Here is a 19,363-nt window from a genome sequence, read left to right as displayed (position 1 = left end):
TTTAGTTAAGTCAATTAGTTATTTTTCAATGGCTAAATTAGAAAATTTTTATAGAATTGTTCGTTGTTTAAAAATAACACGGAATAATTATATAAATATTACTTTTAACATTTCAATGATTATTTATAATATAAAATTTAATATTCATAAAAATAGATTCCTATTTAAATAGGATTAATAAATAAAAAGGCGAATATCTTACATTTTTAAGATTTAAGATAGTCACCAAATTAAAATTAAAAGGTAAAATGATTTTAAAGCAAAAAAATAGACTTTTTTTGGTTTTTTTCCTGATTGGAATGATGTTTACTGCCAATGCTGCCGAAATTTGGGTGTCAGTTTCAGGTAAGGATAGTAACATTGGAACCAAAGATAGTCCGCTGGCAACTGTACATATGGCCGTAAGAAAAGCCAGAGAATTACGCCGATTAAAAGATGCTTCCATAAAAGATGGTATTCATATTATAATTATGGATGGAACCTATAATTTAAATGAACCTTTATTTATAAGACCCGAGGATTCAGGAACTGCCGAAAGTCCAACTACAATTGAAGCGGCTGCCAATGCAAAACCTATTTTTAGCGGTGGATTGGAAATCAAAAACTGGAAAAAATCTGCAATCGCTATAAACGGCTTAAAAGCAGAAACAGTTTGGGTAGCTGATGCGCCTAAGCAGGCAGGAGAAATATTGAATTACAGACAGCTTTGGGTAAATGATATAAAAGCTGTTAGAGCCAAAAGCACTGCTGGAAACAAAATGGACCGCATTCTCTCTTGGGATGCTGCATCAGAAACCTGCTGGATTCCTTTCAAAGACAAATCGGTTAAGTTCGAGCCCGGTATGGAAATGTTTATTGTGCAATGGTGGGCTATCGCCAATCTGAGAATCAAAAATATCGAAATACGAAAAGACAGCGCCAGACTTTCATTTGAAAAACCTGAAAGCCGTATTCAGAGTGAGCACCCTTGGCCAGCACCTTGGATTTCTAAAAATAACGGTAACTCTGCATTCTATTTAAACAACGGAATGTCAATGTTGAACGAAGCTGGAGAATGGTATTTGGATAGAAAAAATGCTAAGATTTATTACATTCCAAGAACAGGCGAGAATATGGTTTCTGCAAAAGTTACGGTGCCAGTTTTAGAAAATTTGGTGGAGGTAAAAGGAACTATAGATTCGCCGGTAAGTTATTTTAAATTTAAAAGAATTTCATTTCAATACAGCAATTGGCTGCGTCCGTCACAACAAGGGCATGTTCCTTTGCAGGCTGGAATGTATTTGCTGGATGCCTATAAATTGAAAATACCTGGAACGCCAAATCAGGCAAATTTAGAAAATCAGGCTTGGGTTGGGAGACCAAGAGCGGCAGTTGAGGCGAATTACACTAATAACATAGTGTTTGAAGGCTGTAGTTTTGAGCATTTGTCTTCTACAGGTTTGGATTTTAATAAGGGAACGAATCACAATAGAATACAGGGAAATCTTTTCAAGGACATTGGTGGAAACGGAATGAGCTTGGGTGTTTTTTCTGAAGAGTCTTTTGAAGCGCATTTACCATTAAATGTAAAAGATGAAAGAGAAGTTTGTTCAGATGAACTGATTGCGGATAATTTGATTACCAATGTAGCCAATGAAGATTGGGGATGTTTAGGAATTGCTGCCGGTTTTGTCAAAAATCTGACTATCGAACACAATGAGATTTCGGATGTTGCCTACAGCGGCATTTCGATGGGCTGGGGTTGGACACACACAGCAAATGTGATGCGAAACAATAAAATTATTGGCAATAAAATTCATCATTATGCCAAACATTTGCACGATGTAGCTGGTATTTATACACTTTCTTCTCAGGCAGATAGTAGAATTGAAGAGAATTATATAGACAAAGTATATTTTAGTCCTTATGCTCACGATCCGTTTTTGTGGTTATACATGTACACGGACGAAGGTTCACAACATTTTACAATACAAAACAACTGGATTCCAATTCAAAAAATATTAAAAAACAACAATGGTCCTGAAGGGAATATTTGGAAAGACAATTATGCATTTGTAAATCCAAAAATTAAGGAAAATGCAGGAATCAGAAAGCCTTATGCTGATTTAACGAAGCAAGTTGTTGTTGATGAAGCTTGGGGCTTGCAGGAAATGCCAAAAGCTGTGGTGGTTGAAATAGTTGGAACCGATTTGGATATAGAAAAAATAAAATCAACCATAAAAGGTTTCCGAATTGTAGGTGAAGAATTGTACCAATGGCAAAATCATTTGGTGATTTACGGACTAATGAATCAGCCGGAAAGAGTGAAAAAGAAACTGGCTTTGGCTTTTCCAAAATTAGAAATAAAGGTATACGAAAATCCTGTTTATGATTTCCAGAAATTCGAAAGATGCAAGGATTCAAATCCTGTATCAGAATGGGAAAATATAATTTTGACAGCTAATTTGGTTGATGATCCCAAAATGCAAAAAGAATATGTTGATTATCATGCCACTCAATTTGAAAAGTGGCCTGAAATTGCAAAAGGTTTTTGTAATGCCGATTTTCAGCAGTTACAGGTTTTCAAAAATGGAAGACAATTAATGCTGATTATCAGTATTCCGAAAGGAGAAAGCTTGGATAAACTGAATCCAAAAACAACCGAAAATAATCCCCGTGTCAACGATTGGAATAATTTGATGAAAAAATATCAAACAGGAATTGAAGGTACAAAACCTGATGAAACGTGGATTTTTTTGAATAAAATAAAATAAAAATCAAGCCACGAATTAACGAATTAAAACAAATGTTTTCTGGATATAATTTCACAAATAGAATTAGTGAGATTTTTGATGATAAAGATTAAGAAAGATTATTCGTGAATTCAAGGCATTAAACTAAAAGCAATGTTAAAAATAGCCATTTTAGGACTTGGAGAAGGCCGCAGTACAATGTCGGCCGTTTTAGAAAGTTCAAAACTAGAGCTTGTCAAAATATGTGACAAAAGTGAGGAGTTATGTAAGAAGAGATCAAAAGAGTTTGATTTTCATTCTTTTACAACAAACTATGATGATTTATTGCAAGATAGCGCAATCGATATAATTGCAATATATACACCGGATCATCTGCATGCACAGCATGTTAAGCAGGCATTATTACATGGAAAACATGTAGTGTGCACAAAACCGTTTATTGATGATTTATCAGATGCCAAAGAATTATTAGAATTAAGTGAAAAGACAGGCAAAAAGGTCTTTATCGGACAGAGTTCTCGTTTTTTTGAACCGGCAAAAAGACAAAGAAAAGATTATAAAACAGGAGTAATAGGGGATTTAATTACAATTGAATCCCATTACCATGCGGATCATCGTTGGTTTTTGGAAAAAGAATGGTCCTTATTGCAATCATTTAAATGGCTGTATGGCGGTTTGAGCCATCCTGTAGATTTCATTCGTTGGTATTTGCCAAATATTGAAGAGGTAATGGGGTACGGAATGATTAGCAGCAACGGAGTAACAGCGGGTTTGAAAAATGAAGATACAATGCACTTTATTTTTAAGGCAACCGATGGCAGAATTGCTAGAGTGAGCGGTGTTTATACTTCGCCAACACAGCCAACCAAAAGAGACAGCGGTATGAGTGTTATTTTGAGAGGTACTGAAGGGGCAAGCCAAGCTGATTATCACGAATTACGTTATTCAGTTACTGACAAAAAGGGAGAAGAAAAAATAATTCATTGGGGTGATTCGACTATTAAATATTATTTCCGTTTTGAGGGGCAGAGCCACCATGGCGGTGAATACCAAAATTACCTGGAATATTTTGCAGATAGTATTGAGCAGGATTTTACGGCTTATCCAGACATGAACGAAGGAATAAGAACCGTAGCCTTATTGCAGGCAATGGATAAATCATTACAAACAGGAATGCCAGTAAAAATTACTGATGTTCTTAATGAATATGGCCTATGAACAGCATTTATGACAAATTAACGATCCTCGATTTTATAATAGTTGCTGTTTATTTAGTGACTTTATTGGTCATTGGTTATGTGGTCAGTGTCAAGCAGAGCAAAAAGAACGAAACGCTTTTTATGGCGGGAAATTCGCTGAATTGGTACAATATCGGATTCAATATGTGGGGAACCAATGTGGGACCTTCTTCCTTATTGGCTTTTGCCAGTATTGGTTATGCCACAGGAATTGTGGCAGGAAATTTTGAATGGTACGCTTTTGTTTTCTTATTGCTTTTGGCAATGGTTTTTGCGCCTCGTTATATTGCGAGTAAAGTAAGTACGATGCCCGAATATATGGGAAAACGGTATGGCGACAGTACTCAGACTATCTTGGCTTGGTACGCCATGGTCAAAATTTTGGTAAGCTGGTTGTCTCTGGGACTGTTTAGCGGAGGTATTTTGGTACGTCAGATTTTAGGAATCCCGATGTGGCAGAGCGTTACAGTTTTAGTCATTTTCTCTGGGATTTTTACGTTTGCCGGAGGATTGAAAGCCATTGCTAAAGTGAATGTTTTCCAGATGATTTTATTAATTGCTGTATCGCTTACGTTATCTTATTTAGGATTGCAGAAAGTAGGAGGAATCGAAGCTTTGATTGCCAAAACACCTTCGAATTTCTGGAATTTAGTACAGCCTGCAAACGATGCGCATTATCCATGGACAGCTATTTTATTAGGATATCCTGTTGCCGCAGTGGCTTTCTTTTGTACGGATCAATCTATGGTGCAAAGTGTTTTGGGAGCAAAGAATTTAGAACAGGGACAATTGGGGGTTAATTTCATTGGCTGGCTAAAAGTTATGGCATTGCCATTATTTATTCTGCCTGGAATCCTTTGTTATGTTTTATATCCTGAATTGGGTAAAAATTCTGATTTGGCGTATATGACAATGGTTACTAATTTATTTCCAAGCGGCATGAATGGACTGGTGATTTGCGTAATGATTGCTGTTTTAGTGGGAACAATTGGTTCGTCTCTTAATGCGTTGAGTACGGTTTTTACAAATGATATTTATGTAAAGAAAATCAATCCGGACGCAACCATTAAGGAACAAATTAAAATAGGACGTATTACAATTGCTGCGGGGTGTTTATTTGCCATTCTCATCGCTGTGGCAATTGATAATATAAAAGGGCAAAATTTATTCAATATTTTCCAAGCCGTTTTAGGTTTCTTGGCTCCGTCTTTATCAGTGGTGTTTTTGTTGAGTATTTTCTGGAAACGCACTACCAAAAAAGCAGTAAATGCAACTCTTTCATGGGGTTCGGCTTTTAGTTTGTTTGTGGGAGTTTTATATCTGTGGGTTTTCCCGGCAGACAAGTATCCTGTTTGGCCCCACTTTTTATTGATATCATTTTACATTTTTGCGGTTTTAATGATTGGGGCAATTATCATTTCATTATTGGATAAAAATCCGGAAACTAATTTTGTTAGTGAAACCGATGTTCCTAAAACCAGTAAACGAGTGAAGATCTTGTTCGCTTTATTGGGACTAACCATTTTGAGTTTATACCTCATTTTTAATTTCAATTAATATGATCACATTTACTTCTTTAGGTCAACGTTTTAAAACGGCTGTTAGTGTTATCGCATTATTGTTTTTATCCGAAATGTCTTCGGCTCAAACATGGATTTATTATCCTGGAGATTTTGAAGTTTGGTTAAGTAATAAAATGCAGGTAAGACGTACAGAACGCGAAGCCGTATTTCCACCGCTTTGGCAATATTACAGTCCGTATGCTTTGGTGACTTTTCAAACTGAAGTGGATATTCCGCAATCAGACGAGGTAAAAATTTATTCGGAAGGAACTTTTCAGTTGATTTTAGACGGTGTTCAAATTTATGGACAACCAAAATCATTAAAAATTCCTGCCGGAAAACACAAAATTTCCTTTAAAGTATATAATCAGGAAGTGTTGCCGGCTATTTATATTGCTGGTAAATACGTTAAATCAGACGCTTCTTGGAAGGTGACTAATGAAGACAAACTTTGGATTGATGAAAATGGAAAAGCACAGCAATCCGGCACGCCTTGGGTGCCTGTTGGATCCTGGAATTTTGACTCGCCAGAGCATAAACCTTCCGAATTTAAACTCACAACCAAACCTTTGAGTGCCAAAAAAACAGAAAAAATAGGAACTGGTCAATTGGTCGATTTTGGTAAAGAAACTTTTGGTTATATCAAAATTCACGGTTTAAAAGGAAAAGGGAAAGTGGCTCTTTATTATGGTGAATCTCGTGAGGAAGCGCTGGATACGGCCAAATGTGAAACATTAGACCATTTATCTTTTGATGGAAATCAGTCCGAAACCTACACACATACAGGTTCCAAAGCATTCCGCTATGTTCAGGTACAGGCAGATGCAGGAGTAAAATATGATTCTATTTCGATGTTGTATGAATATTTGCCATTGGACTATCGTGGTGCATTCAAATCTTCGGATCAATTATTGAATAAAATTTGGGATGTGTCGGCTTACACGATGCATTTAACATCCCGCGAATTTTTTATAGACGGAATTAAACGCGACCGCTGGGTTTGGTCTGGCGATGCATATCAAAGTTACTTGATGAATTATTATTTATTCTTTGATTCGGCTTCGGTAGAACGAACGCTGTTGGCGCTTCGTGGCAAAGAACCCGTGACAGCTCATGTAAATATCATAATGGATTATTCGCTCTATTGGTTTGTGGGTGTTTACGATTACTATTTACACACTGGCGATACGAAATTTATCAAGACTTTTTATCCGCGAATGAAATCATTGATGGAGTTCTGTTTAAAAAGAAGAAATACAAACGGATTCCTCGAACCCTTGGAAGGTGATTGGGTTTTTATTGACTGGGCAAACGGATTACCAAAAACCGGTGAGGTTAGTTTTGAACAAATGCTTTTGGCAAGAAGTTTAGAGGCTATGGCTGTCAGTGCTAAAATTGCAGGTGAAAATGAAGACCAAAAACAGTATCAAAAATTAGCTTCTGATTTAAAAACAAAACTATTTGATGTGTTTTGGGATAAAAAAGAAAACGTGATGATGCATCAGCGTATCGACGGTAAAATGCAGGATATTGTAACTAGATACGCTAATATGTTCGGTATTTTCTTTAATTATTTTAATGAAGAACAAAAACAAAGCATCAAAAATAAGGTGTTGCTTAATGATAAAATTCTTAAAATCACGACACCTTATATGCGTTTTTACGAGTTGGAAGCCTTGTGCGCTATGGGCGAACAGAATTATGTGTTGAAAGAAATGAAAGACTATTGGGGCGGAATGTTAAATGAGGGAGCAACTTCTTTCTGGGAAGAATACAACCCTAGTAAAAAAGGTACAGAACATTTAGCGATGTATGGACGCCCTTATGGGAAAAGCCTTTGCCACGCCTGGGGTTCAAGTCCAATCTATTTGCTGGGTAAATATTATTTAGGAGTAAAACCAACCGCTCCCGGTTATGCTGAATACGAAATCAAACCTAATTTAGGTGGTTTACAATGGATGGAAGGAAAAGTACCAACACCAAAAGGAGAAGTTAACGTTTATTGCAGTACCACAGAAATTAAGGTTAAAGCAGCTGAAGGAGAAGGTAAATTGATTTTTGAAAGTCAAAATAAACCAAAAACCAATTCAGGAACGATTACAGAATTAGCAAAAAATAAATATCAGTTGATCGTAAAGCCGAATGTGGAGTATAAAGTGATTTATAAGGCGATTTAAGTGTCATTGCGAGTAACGAAGCAATCTCACTAACAATTAGACAAAGCTTGATTTTGCAAATGTGATTGCTTCGTTCCTTGCAATGACAAGACTGTGGAAATTAAAAATAAAAAAAATGTTTTCGAAAAACACAACATACAATTTTAAATTAAAAACCGCTTTTCTTGCGCTTTTTTCAATCTGCATTCAATTTGCAGAAGCACAAAACACAGCTTGGAAACCTGCAGCTTTTGAAATAATAAAATCCAATTACAAAACATTCAAAACAACACAATACGCCCATGTTTTTTCAGGAAGCAAACACAATATTGTAGGTTTAGCTCCAGAATTACAGGGATTAACAGGAATTGAATTGCCTTTGGATGCCTATAAAAAAGGTACAAATGCTCCGTTACAGCTAAAGTTCAAAGAGCCGGTTCAGCTTTTGGTTGGTGTTTTTCAGGAAACAAATAACAAAGAATATCTTCAGCCGAATGCAATTGAAAACGGAAAATTGATTCTTGAAAATGGAGTTACGATTACTGGATTAGCTCCCGTAAATATTTATGCCATCGCTTACGCAAAAGGAGCACACACGATTCTGCCAAACGCAAAAGGATTGTTTGCCGTTTTGGGAGTAATAAAAAGCAGTCAGCAATTGGCAACAAGAAATGCTCAGTTATTAGACGGAAAACTTTGGAATCCAACCTACATCATTGAAGGGTTCTCAGATGAAAAACCGCTTTTTGAAATTATAGGAGGAGAAAATAAACCCGTTATCGACGATGGAATGCCCGGAACAGAAGGAATTCAAGGTGGTTTTGAAGGCGGACGTGTTGTAAAAGTCGGTGATACCTATCATATGTTTCCAACGGAAAGAGCAGGAGAGAAAGGAGTGGAAATGTATTATGATCGTGTAAAAACTAAAATCGGTCACTGGACGAGTAAAGATGCAATTCACTGGAAAAGAGAATCCACCATTTACCAAGCCAGTGGAACTTATGCCGTAACCGAAGATGACAATCCAATGAATGACCGTCGAGGTGCAATTTGGTCGTATATGCCTGTTTTTAGTGAAAAAACAAACAAATGGTACGGTTATTATTTGGCGTATACCGTTCACAAAGAAATTCAGCCCAACCATTCTTTTGGAAGAATCTGGAGATGCGAATCGACTGTAGAAGGCATCAACGGAATCGGCGGGCCATACAAAGATATGGGTATCATTATGGAGCCGGGATTGGATTCACAGCCTTGGGAAGGTCGTCAGGGCGTAGCTTCGTTTTTTCCGTATAAAGTAGGAGATAAGTATTTTGGTTTTTACAGTGGTGCCTATCCATTTGAATCCTGGGCAGATTATCCAAAGAAATCCGGAAAAGGCTGGTTCGTTGCTTTGGCAGAATCGAATAGTTTAGAAGGTCCATGGAGCCGAATGAATAAAGGTTTAGAACCGATAAAAACGATACATCCTCAATTTGTTGAAAACCCGATTGTGAGTCAGTTACCAAACGGTTTGTACATCGCTGTTTTTGACGGAGGCCCGGAAGGCTGGGGACATCATTTGCCGAATATGATTGGATATACACTTTCAAAAGACGGAATCAATTGGTCGGAAGCACATTATCTGCCAATCGAAACCAAAGTAGATAAAAGCTGGGATATTATGAGAACACCATTGTGTTTAATTCCAGAGGGAAATGATGTTTACACAATTGTATACAACGCTATTGATCTGAAAAAACGATTTCACCCAACCGGAATGGTAAAAGTAAAACTGAATAAAGAAGTAATGGAATCGAGATTGAAGGAATTGAAATAGAGCCAAGAAGAAAGGATATAGACAAAAGAGGATAAAAAACTTTGCGACTTAGCGTCTTTGCGAGAACTATCAAGAATAAACCAAGAATGAAAAACTCAATTAAATACATCGTAATTGCAATCACAGTTTTGTCAATTGAAAGCTGTGCGACAAAATACAAAAAACGTGAAATCACTGAAACGGTAATGCAGGAGATTTATAACGAAATCAAAACGCCTTATAAATACGGTTTGGTGATGGTGCCAACAGACAACTCCTATAAAATGGACTGTCCTTCTGTATTTAGAAAAGATGGCAAGTGGTATATGACGTATTTAATTTATGACGGAAGAGGTTATGAAACTTGGCTTGCTGAAAGTGATAATTTACTGGACTGGAAATATTTAGGAAAAGTAATGTCGTTTTCTGAAAACGAAAAACACTGGGATGTCAACCAGAAAGCAGGATATATTTCACTGCAGGACATGACTTGGGGCGGAAGCTACGAATGGGAAAAATACGATGATAAATACTGGATGAGTTATTTTGGTGGAGACAGCAAAGGCTACGAAGCAGGAGTTTTATCAATCGGAATGGCATATACGAAAGAAGCGCCGACAAAACCGCACGAATTTCAGAGATTGGAAAATCCGGTTTTAACGCCAAAAGATAAAGACGTTAGATGGTGGGACAATAGTACGATGTACAAAAACAGCGTGATTCGTGATAAAGATAAACTGACAGGACACAATTTTATCATGTATTACAATGCCCGTGGCGATAGTATAAATCCTGCGAAAGGAGCAGAGCGTATTGCTATGGCAGTATCGAACGATATGAAACACTGGGAGCGTTATGGCAACAAACCTTTGATTAATCATCATAAAGGAATCTCAGGCGATGCCTATATTCAGCGTATTAATGATACTTGGGTGATGTTCTATTTCGGCGCTTTCTGGACGGGCTGGAATCAAGGTGCATTTAACCGTTTTGCAGTTTCAAATGATTTGGTTAACTGGACCGATTGGAAAGGCGAAGATTTGATTAAATCGTCTGAACCTTATGACAATATGTTTGCGCACAAATCATTTGTGGTAAAACATGATGGTGTAGTGTATCATTTTTATTGTGCCGTAAACAAAGCAGAGCAAAGAGGAATCGCAGTAGCAACTTCGAAGGATTTAGGAAAAAGTGAAATGAATTTTGTAGCACCTCCTGAAAAGGTTAAGAAGAATTAAGTATAAAGTATTAAAAATTAAGACAAAGTTTGTCAATTCCGACGAAGGACAAATCTCCGCGACGTGAGCAGCCAAAGAAGATTCCTCCTTCGTCGGAATTGACAAAAAAACTAAAAATAAAATAATGTTTCAGCCAATTCAAAATAATCACTTTTCTAGGTTTCGATTTTCGATAGTATTCTGCTTGTTTGGTATTTGGATAAGCTACGCCCAATCCGTTACAGGAGAACCAGCCGGAATTCCTGAACTGCACAAAAAATACGAATTTGCACCGTGGGAAGATCCAACCGTAACCAGTATCAACAGACAGCCGTCTAGAGCAACGGCCTATTCTTATACAACTGTTGAAGATGCTTTAAAAGGTGACAGAACCAAAAGTCGAATCCAGATGCTGAACGGCGACTGGGATTTTAAATACGCCGTAAACTTAAAAGAAGCTTCAAAAGATTTCTATAAAAATACTGTTTCAGGCTGGGATAAAATCGAAGTGCCATCCAACTGGGAAATGAAAGGGTATGATAATCCTATTTACAAAAGTGCCGTTTATCCGTTCAGACCGATAAATCCGCCTTATATTCCTAAAGATTATAATGGAGTTGGTTCGTACCAACGTAGTTTTACCGTTCCCGAAAACTGGAAAGATATGACGGTTACTTTACATTTCGGAGCTGTAAGTTCAGGTTTTGAAGTATGGTTGAACGGAGAATTTTTAGGATACGGAGAAGACAGTTTCCTGCCATCTGAGTTTGATGTAACGCCATATTTGAAAGCTGGCGAAAATGTAGTTTCTGTGCGGGTGATTCGCTGGGCGGATGGTTCCTATTTGGAAGATCAGGATCACTGGCGTGTGAGCGGAATCCAGCGTGAAGTTTTTATTATGGCAGAGCCAAAGTTACGCATTCAGGATTTCTTTGTTCAGACCAAATTAGACAAAAAATACGAAGATGCGATTTTCAAACTACGACCGAAAGTAGAGAATCTGACGGGACAAAAAATCAAAGATTATATGATGAATGTTCAGTTGTATGATGCCAACAATACGGCAATGTTCAAAGAACCGCTTCAAAGGCCGGTGATTGATTTAATCAACGAAAGCTACCCGCGTCTGGACAATGTGCGTTTCGGATTCTTTCAGGAAAACATCAAAAATCCAAAAAAATGGAGTTCCGAAGAGCCGAATTTATATACGATGGTCATTTCGATAAAAGATAAAAATGGAAATATCACCGAAGCCAAAAGCTGTAAAGTAGGTTTCCGTTCGATTGAATTTTCGAAAGAAAACGGAAAAATGCTCATCAACGGAAAAGAAACGTATGTATATGGTGTAAACCGTCACGATCATAACCCTGTACGTGGAAAAGCATTAACCAGAGAGGACATCAAGCAGGATATTACCACGATTAAAAAGTTCAATTTCAATTTTATACGTACCAGTCATTATCCAAACGATCCTTATTTCTATGAATTGTGTGATCAGTACGGAATTATGGTAATGGACGAAGCCAATCAGGAAACACACGGAATTGGAGGAAAACTGAGTAACGATCCAAAATGGACCAACGCCTATTTGGAGCGTATGACCCGAATGGTTGAAAGAGATAAAAATCACCCGTCAGTAGTGATGTGGAGTTTAGGCAATGAAGGCGGAAAAGGGCCAAATCATTCCGCAATGTCGGGCTGGGTTCACGATTTTGATATTACTCGTCCGGTACATTATGAACCTGCTCAGGGAAATGCAAAGTTAGACGGTTACATTGACCCGCTTGATCCAGGATATCCAAAAACAATTGATCACGCTTACCGATTCGAAAACCCGCAGGACGATTCATATGTCGATATGGTCAGCCGTTTTTATCCGGGCGTTTTCACACCTAAATTTTTGGTAGATCAAAAGAAAGATACAAGGCCAATTATTTTTGTTGAATACTCACACGCTATGGGGAATTCAGTTGGAAATTTAAAAGAATTATGGGATGAATTCCGTTCGCTTCCAAGAGTTATCGGAGGCTGTATCTGGGAATTCAAAGATCAGGGACTGGTGAAATTCGATTCGAGATCAGGTCAGAACTATTTTGCCCACGGAGGAGATTTTGGCGAAAAATACCATGATGGAAACTTCAATACAAAAGGAATTGTAGATTCTAACGGAAAACCCAAAGGCTCTATTTATGAATGTAAATGGGTGTTTCAACCGGTGACTTCAACCTTAAAAGACGGCAATCAATTAGAAATAAAGAACCGCAGTGCTGAAAAATCTTTAGCGGGTTATATTCCGGTTTTGAAGATTTTAGAAAACGGTAATGTAATCAAAACACAGATTTTAAAACCTTTCACTTTAGAAGCAGGACAATTCACAACATTAAATGTGAGTCAGTATCTTCCAAAAATGAAAGCCGATGCAGAGTACATTTTAAATATCGAATTCCAGCTTTCGAAAGATGAGTTGTGGGCTTCAAAAGGCTACGCTGTTGCAGAAGATCAGTTTCTGCTGAAAAAGAAGGAAGTTACTTTAGAATCTAAAAAAGGAAATCTAAGCGTTTCCGAATCAGATGCTGATTTTAATATCAAAGGAAAAACTTTTGATATCAAAATCAACAAAGTAAACGGAGCATTGAGCTCGTATGTTTTCAATGGAGAAGAACAGGTTTTTGCGCCATTGCTTCCAAATTTCGTAAGACCACTTACAGACAATGACAAAAGAGGATGGAAATCCCAAAAGCTTTTGAAACAATGGTACAAAGCGAAACCTAAATTGATAAACATTAAAATAGATAAATCAGCTTCAGATATTAAAATCATCAGCGATTACGAAATTATAAAAGACAGTGCTAGTGTAAATGTAGTGTACAATATCAGTCCAGACGGCGTGATAAAAGTTGATTATAGTTTAAAAGCTTCAGACAAACTGCCAAACATTCCAAAAATCGGAATGCAGATGGGTGTTCAGAGAAAATTCGACCAGATTTCGTGGTACGGAAAAGGCGAACTAGAAAATTACAACGACAGAAGTTTTGGCTCGTTTGTTGGTAAATATTCACTGCCAATAAATGATTTTATCGAACATTATCCAAAACCGCAGGAAAACGGAAACCGATGTGATGTACGATGGATGGCATTAAGCACTCCACAGAAAAGCAATGGATTTTTGGTGGTGAATGATTCCAAAGTTTTAAGCATGAGTGCGTGGCCTTACACACAAGAAAACCTGAGTTCAGCAGGTCATACGTACGATCTAAAAGATCCGGGATTTTTGACGGTAAATATCGACTTAATGCAGATGGGAGTGGGAGGGAACGATAGCTGGACATTAGTTGCACAGCCTTTGGAACAATATCAAATTAAATCAGGAGATTATCAATATAGTTTTTATTTAACGCCTTTCAGTGGTTCAAAAAACCAGCTGGAAAGCAGTTTGAAGAAGTTTAAGTATTAATGAAGTCATTGCGAGGAACGAAGCAATCATGTTTAGTTGCTCTCGGTATGAGATTTCTCCTTACGTCGGAATTGACAAACAAAACGGTTAAAAACAATTAAAATGTTTCAAAAAGCACACCTCTTTTTTATCCTCCTTTTCGCATGCTTCGTCTCTGCGCAGGAAGTCTATAAAAAAGAATCATTTCAGCCAACGATAGAATCCTCAAAACCTTGGGTGTATTGGTATTGGATGAAATCTGCTTATTCTAAACGCGGCATCACAGCCGATTTGGAAGCCATGAAACAAGCCGGAATTGCAGGCGCGTATTTAATGACCATCAAAGGGCCGGCAAATCCGCCATTGATGGATCCGCCGGTTTTACAGCTGAGTCCTGAATTTTGGGATATGATTCACTGGGCATTTAAAGAAGCAGATCGTTTAGGTTTGAAACTGGCTTTTCACGGTGCAGATGGTTTTGCCGTTGCAGGAGGTCCATGGATTACACCCGAAATGTCGATGCAAAAAGTAGTCTGGTCAACAACTGAAATTTTGGGAGGAAAAAAAGTAGCTTCAAAACTGCCAGTTCCCGAACATTACAAAGAGTATTATAAAGACATTGTGGTTTTTGCCCTTCCGATAAAAGAATATCAGACGACTTCGCAGATTCAGTTACCAAAAGTAACGACATCAAATAATACAGATGCTTCATTTTTAGCTGATCCTAAAAAGGATGAAAACTTCAAGTTTGCTGATGCAGGCTGGATTCAGTACGAATTTGCACAGCCTTTTACCTGTAAATCGATTGTTATTGAAACCAAAGGGAGAGATTATCAGGCACAGCGTTTAATTGTCGAAGTGAGCGATGACGGAGTTCATTTTAGATTCCACGAAAGACTGATTGCCCCGCGTCACGGCTGGCAGGATATGGATTTTCCAAATACGCATATCATTGCGCCTGTTACGGCAAAATATTTCAGATTTGTGTATGATCCTGTTGGAACAGAACCAGGAGCTGAAGATTTGGATTTTGCCAAATGGAAACAAAACCTGAAAGTGAGTAAAATCACACTTTCGAATCAGGCATTGATTAATAACTACGAAGGAAAATCCGGAGCAATCTGGCGTTTGACTCCACAGACAACCGAGAAACAAATTCCGAATTCTGAATCATTTAAAAAATCAGAAATCATCAATATTTCGAAATTTGTTGACGTCAACGGAAACCTGAACTGGAAAGCCCCAAAAGGAAAATGGAAAATTATCCGAATGGGACATACTTCTACAGGTCATGAAAATGCAACTGGAGGAGCAGGAAAAGGCTTGGAAGTAGATAAATTCAATCCTGAATTAATCCGTTTTCAATTGGATCACTGGTTTGGAGAAGCCGTTCGTTCTGCTGGTCCGGAAGTGGCTTCAAGAGTTTTGGAAATCCTGCATTTTGACAGCTGGGAATGCGGAAGCCAAAACTGGTCTTCGGTTTTTAGGGACGAATTTAAAAAGAGACGCGGTTATGATCTGGTAGATTATCTGCCGGTTATGGCTGGAATTCCAATCGAAAGTGCGGATTTCTCTGAGAAAGTTTTATACGATGTCCGAAAAACAATTGCCGATTTAGTTGCCGATAATTTCTACGGAACTGTTGCTCAGATTGCCAAAGAATATAACGTCAAATTAAGTTCAGAAAATGTTGCGCCAACCATGATGAGTGATGCTTTGCTGCATTACAAATATGTTGATTATCCGGGAGGTGAATTTTGGCTGAAAAGCCCAACTCACGACAAACCTTTTGATATGGTTGATGCCATTTCTGGCGGACATATTTATGGAAAAGATATTATTCAGGCAGAATCGTTCACGGCTTTAAGAATGGACTGGGACGAACATCCCGGAAATCTAAAAACTACGGCAGACCGAAATTATGCATTAGGAATCAACCGTTTGTTCTACCATGTTTTTGTTCATAATCCGTGGACAGATAGAAAACCGGGAATGACCTTAGACGATATCGGAACATTCTTCCAAAGAGACCAGACCTGGTGGAAACCCGGAAAAGCTTGGTTTGATTATTGTCAAAGAGTGCAGTTTCAATTACAAAAAGGAAAACCTGTAATTGATTTGGCGGTTTTTATTGGAGAAGATTTTCCTTCACGTTCTTTTGTTCCAGATCGTTTGGTGCCTCTTATTCCGAATGTATTTGGAAAAGAAAGACTCGAAAGCGAGAAAATCCGTTTGGAAAATGAAGGTCAGCCGACAGCCAAAATGCCCAAAGAAGTTACGTATTCAAAAAATATAACGGATTTATCACAATGGATTAATCCGCTAAACGGTTATCAATACGATTCTTTTAATGCAGATGTTTTGATAAACAGAGCAAAAGTGGTGAACGGAAAAGTAACTTTTGAAGGCGGAATCGAATACGGAGCTTTACTGTTTCCGGGAAGTCATAAAATGGCGCCGAATAAAATGTTGTCTTTGGCTTCCGCCGAAAAAATCCTGCAGTTGCTAAAAGATGGCGCAACGATTTTTGTAGATGAAAAACCAACGATTCAGTCCGGAATTCAATCAGATGCAGATCAAAAGAAATGGCAGAATGTAATTGATGAAATTTGGAATAATGCCAATTCGACTTCATGGAAAATCGGAAAAGGAATGGTTGTTAAACTACCTTATTTAGGAAACGATTTTGCTTCTATCGGAATTACACAGGACGTTTATTTTCCAAATCTAAACAGAGCGGATTCTGAAACGATTGCCTGGACACACCGAAAAGCAGAAAACGAAGAAGTATATTTTCTTTCGAATCAAAAAGGAGAAAAAAGAACATTTGATGCTTCTTTTAGAATTTCAGGAAAAATTCCGCAATGGTACAATCCGGTTACTGATAAAACAAGATCAGTAGAAAAGTGGATGATTTTAGACGATAGAACAATTGTTTCATTGACTTTGGATGCCAACGAATCCGGTTTTGTGATTTTTAAAGATGAAATGAAAGAGGTAATTAATGAAAATTACAAAAAAAGTTATGAATTTGAAAAAGTCCAGGTCTTAGATGAAAACTGGGAATTGCAATTTGATCCGGAATTCAAAGGTCCGAAAGAAGTCGTAAAAACAAATAAACTTTTTGATTGGAGCACTTCAGAAAATGATCAGATTAAGTATTATGCTGGAACTGTAATTTACAAAAAAGAGTTTGTTTGGAAAGGAAAAGATACAAGCAAAACTTGGCTTGATTTAGGTGAAATTGCCAATATTGCCGAAGTTTCTATCAACGGAAAAGATTGCGGAACGCTTTGGACTTTTCCTTTCAAAACCGATATTTCGCAGGCATTACAAAAAGGAAAAAATACAATCGTAATAAAAGTGACAAATACGTGGGCAAACCGTTTAATCGGCGATCAAAAATTGCCAAATGAAGAAAGATTAACGTGGACAACAGCACCATTTAGATTGGAAGGAAATCCGTTGTTGAAGGCAGGATTGTTGGGGCCGGTTTCAATTTTAAAAGAGAAATAATAGATATGTCGCTCCTCTGGAGCTTTTGTATGATGGTGATGCTTGTTCTATAAATATTTCGTCCCTCTGGGACTTTCTCAGTAAGATTGGGATATTTATGAAAGACAGTTTTAATAAGACGAAAAAAAAGCTCTGGAAGAGCGAAATATTTATAGAAAATAATAGTATAAGAGTTGTTTAGCTCCAGCAGAGTGACACATCTTTTCAGAATTTAAGAATAAAAACAAATGAAAAATTTTAAACACATTTTTTTAATTGTAATTGCATTTCTATCAAGTCTGCAAATCAATGCGAAAATCAAAATGCCAGCATTGTTTTCCGACAATATGATGTTGCAGCAAAAATCAAATGCGCCAATTTGGGGCTGGGCAGAAAAGAGTACAAATGTTACAATCAAAACATCTTGGGATTCTAAAATTTACAAAACTAAAGCCGACAGTCAGGGAAAATGGCGAGTTGAATTGCAAACGCCAACCGCAGGCGGACCATTTACAATTGAAGTAAATGAAGGAGCTGAAGAAGTAAAGATTAAAAACATTTTAATTGGCGAAGTTTGGCTTTGTTCTGGGCAATCCAATATGGAAATGCCATTGAAAGGATTTCAGGGACAGCCCGTTAAAAACGGAAACGAAATCATCGTAAGATCAACCAATAAAAACATTCGTTTAATTACGATTCCGCGTGCGACGGTTTTAGAACCAAAAGATGATTTTGAAGGAAAATGGGAAGTTGCTTCTCCAAAATCGACTTCAAATTTCAGTGCGACGGCATGGTATTTTGGATCGCTTTTGCAAGAAGTTTTAAATGTCCCAGTTGGGTTGATTCACGTTTCGTACGGAGGTTCAAGTATGGAAGCTTGGATGAATCAGGAAATGCTGAAAGATTTCGCTAGTGCTAAAATTCCGACCACAAAAGAGGAGTTGGCAAAAGATCCAAACCGTATCCCAACAACTTTGTTTAACGGAATGCTTTCGCCGGTTATAGGTTACGGAATCAAAGGCTGTATTTGGTATCAGGGAGAATCAAATTACGAACGAGCAAATGAATATACGGCTTTGATGAAGAAAATGGTAAGCAGCTGGAGAACAATGTGGAATGAAGGGGATTTTCCTTTTTACTTCGCTCAAATTGCACCCTTTAATTACGCTTCTTTTCATCCGAAAGATTATGTAGAAAAATACAATTCGGCTTATTTGAGAGAGGCGCAGTTTAAAGCTTCGAAGGAAATTCCGAATTCGGCAATGGCAGTTTTAATGGATATTGGTGAAGAAAATAACATTCACCCAATGGACAAGGAAAAAGGAGGAAACCGTTTGGCGTTTCAGGCTTTGGCAAGAACATACGGAATTGAAGGTTTCGAATTCGAAAGTCCTAAATACAAATCAATGGAAATAAAAGAGGGTTCAGTAACGGTTTCTTTTGATGATGCCGCCAATGGAATTACATCTTACGACAAAGAAGTTACAGGCTTTGAAATTGCAGGTGAAGACAAAGTTTTTTATCCGGCTAAAACCGTAGTACGAAGAAAATCAGTGGTCTTGACTTCGGATAAAGTAACGAAACCAGTTGCTGTCAGATATTTGTGGAAAGATTTCGCGAAAGCGGAATTATTCAGCGGAGGAGGTTTGCCGGTTTCTTCGTTTAGAACGGATGAGTGGTAATTAGTTATGAGTTATGAGTTGACCTCAGAATGACAAGCAAGACTTTAAAA

At 37.6% G+C, this 19,363-nt stretch carries 9 protein-coding genes; all 9 read left to right on the top strand.

The window, feature by feature from the left end; all coding sequences use genetic code 11:
• Window positions 1-248 precede the first annotated feature (248 nt).
• The 9 genes from OZP07_RS13440 to OZP07_RS13400 all read left to right on the top strand — a co-directional run bounded on the left by OZP07_RS13440 (window position 249) and on the right by OZP07_RS13400 (window position 19,313).
• The gene (locus OZP07_RS13440; protein WP_281635496.1) at window positions 249-2,753 is read left to right on the top strand and encodes an L-rhamnose mutarotase; all 2,505 of its coding nucleotides are present in this window, start codon (window positions 249-251) and stop codon (window positions 2,751-2,753) included.
• A 132-nt stretch (window positions 2,754-2,885) separates the two neighbouring features.
• Window positions 2,886-3,950: a Gfo/Idh/MocA family protein gene (locus OZP07_RS13435; RefSeq protein WP_194640210.1), complete on the top strand. Its 1,065-nt coding sequence runs from the start codon at window positions 2,886-2,888 to the stop codon at window positions 3,948-3,950.
• Window positions 3,947-5,527 (top strand): sodium:solute symporter, encoded by a 1,581-nt coding sequence (locus OZP07_RS13430; protein ID WP_281635495.1) that lies wholly within the window; start codon window positions 3,947-3,949, stop codon window positions 5,525-5,527. Before OZP07_RS13435 ends, OZP07_RS13430 begins: the two co-directional genes overlap by 4 nt.
• 1 nt (window position 5,528) lies before the next feature.
• Entirely contained in the window at window positions 5,529-7,709 is a 2,181-nt protein-coding gene (locus OZP07_RS13425; protein ID WP_281635494.1) for an alpha-L-rhamnosidase-related protein, read from the top strand.
• Between the two features lie 115 nt (window positions 7,710-7,824).
• Window positions 7,825-9,507 carry a glycoside hydrolase family protein gene (locus OZP07_RS13420; RefSeq protein ID WP_281635493.1) on the top strand — a complete coding sequence of 561 codons (1,683 nt, stop codon included), beginning with the start codon at window positions 7,825-7,827 and terminating at the stop codon, window positions 9,505-9,507.
• A gap of 86 nt (window positions 9,508-9,593) precedes the next feature.
• Window positions 9,594-10,724: a glycoside hydrolase family protein gene (locus OZP07_RS13415; protein ID WP_281635492.1), complete on the top strand. Its 1,131-nt coding sequence runs from the start codon at window positions 9,594-9,596 to the stop codon at window positions 10,722-10,724.
• 124 nt (window positions 10,725-10,848) lie between these two features.
• Entirely contained in the window at window positions 10,849-14,157 is a 3,309-nt protein-coding gene (locus OZP07_RS13410) for a glycoside hydrolase family 2 TIM barrel-domain containing protein (protein WP_281635491.1), read from the top strand.
• Between the two features lie 102 nt (window positions 14,158-14,259).
• Window positions 14,260-17,652, top strand: a complete 3,393-nt coding sequence (locus tag OZP07_RS13405) for a glycosyl hydrolase (protein ID WP_281635490.1) — start codon at window positions 14,260-14,262, stop codon at window positions 17,650-17,652.
• A gap of 227 nt (window positions 17,653-17,879) precedes the next feature.
• Window positions 17,880-19,313 (top strand): sialate O-acetylesterase, encoded by a 1,434-nt coding sequence (locus OZP07_RS13400; protein ID WP_281635489.1) that lies wholly within the window; start codon window positions 17,880-17,882, stop codon window positions 19,311-19,313.
• Window positions 19,314-19,363: the final 50 nt, after the last annotated feature.

It is taken from the genome of Flavobacterium marginilacus (assembly GCF_026870155.1).
Lineage (GTDB): Bacteria > Bacteroidota > Bacteroidia > Flavobacteriales > Flavobacteriaceae > Flavobacterium > Flavobacterium marginilacus.
Note: the sequence above shows the minus strand (reverse complement) of the source record. Positions and strands in the feature narration are given on the sequence as shown.

Bases quoted from the DNA above. Each gene is read 5' to 3' on its own strand.
- OZP07_RS13440 (WP_281635496.1), top strand. From the start codon at position 249: ATGATTTTAAAGCAAAAAAATAGACTTTTTTTGGTTTTTTTCCTGATT.
- OZP07_RS13435 (WP_194640210.1), top strand. From the start codon at position 2,886: ATGTTAAAAATAGCCATTTTAGGACTTGGAGAAGGCCGCAGTACAATG.
- OZP07_RS13430 (WP_281635495.1), top strand. From the start codon at position 3,947: ATGAACAGCATTTATGACAAATTAACGATCCTCGATTTTATAATAGTT.
- OZP07_RS13425 (WP_281635494.1), top strand. From the start codon at position 5,529: ATGATCACATTTACTTCTTTAGGTCAACGTTTTAAAACGGCTGTTAGT.
- OZP07_RS13420 (WP_281635493.1), top strand. From the start codon at position 7,825: ATGTTTTCGAAAAACACAACATACAATTTTAAATTAAAAACCGCTTTT.
- OZP07_RS13415 (WP_281635492.1), top strand. From the start codon at position 9,594: ATGAAAAACTCAATTAAATACATCGTAATTGCAATCACAGTTTTGTCA.
- OZP07_RS13410 (WP_281635491.1), top strand. From the start codon at position 10,849: ATGTTTCAGCCAATTCAAAATAATCACTTTTCTAGGTTTCGATTTTCG.
- OZP07_RS13405 (WP_281635490.1), top strand. From the start codon at position 14,260: ATGTTTCAAAAAGCACACCTCTTTTTTATCCTCCTTTTCGCATGCTTC.
- OZP07_RS13400 (WP_281635489.1), top strand. From the start codon at position 17,880: ATGAAAAATTTTAAACACATTTTTTTAATTGTAATTGCATTTCTATCA.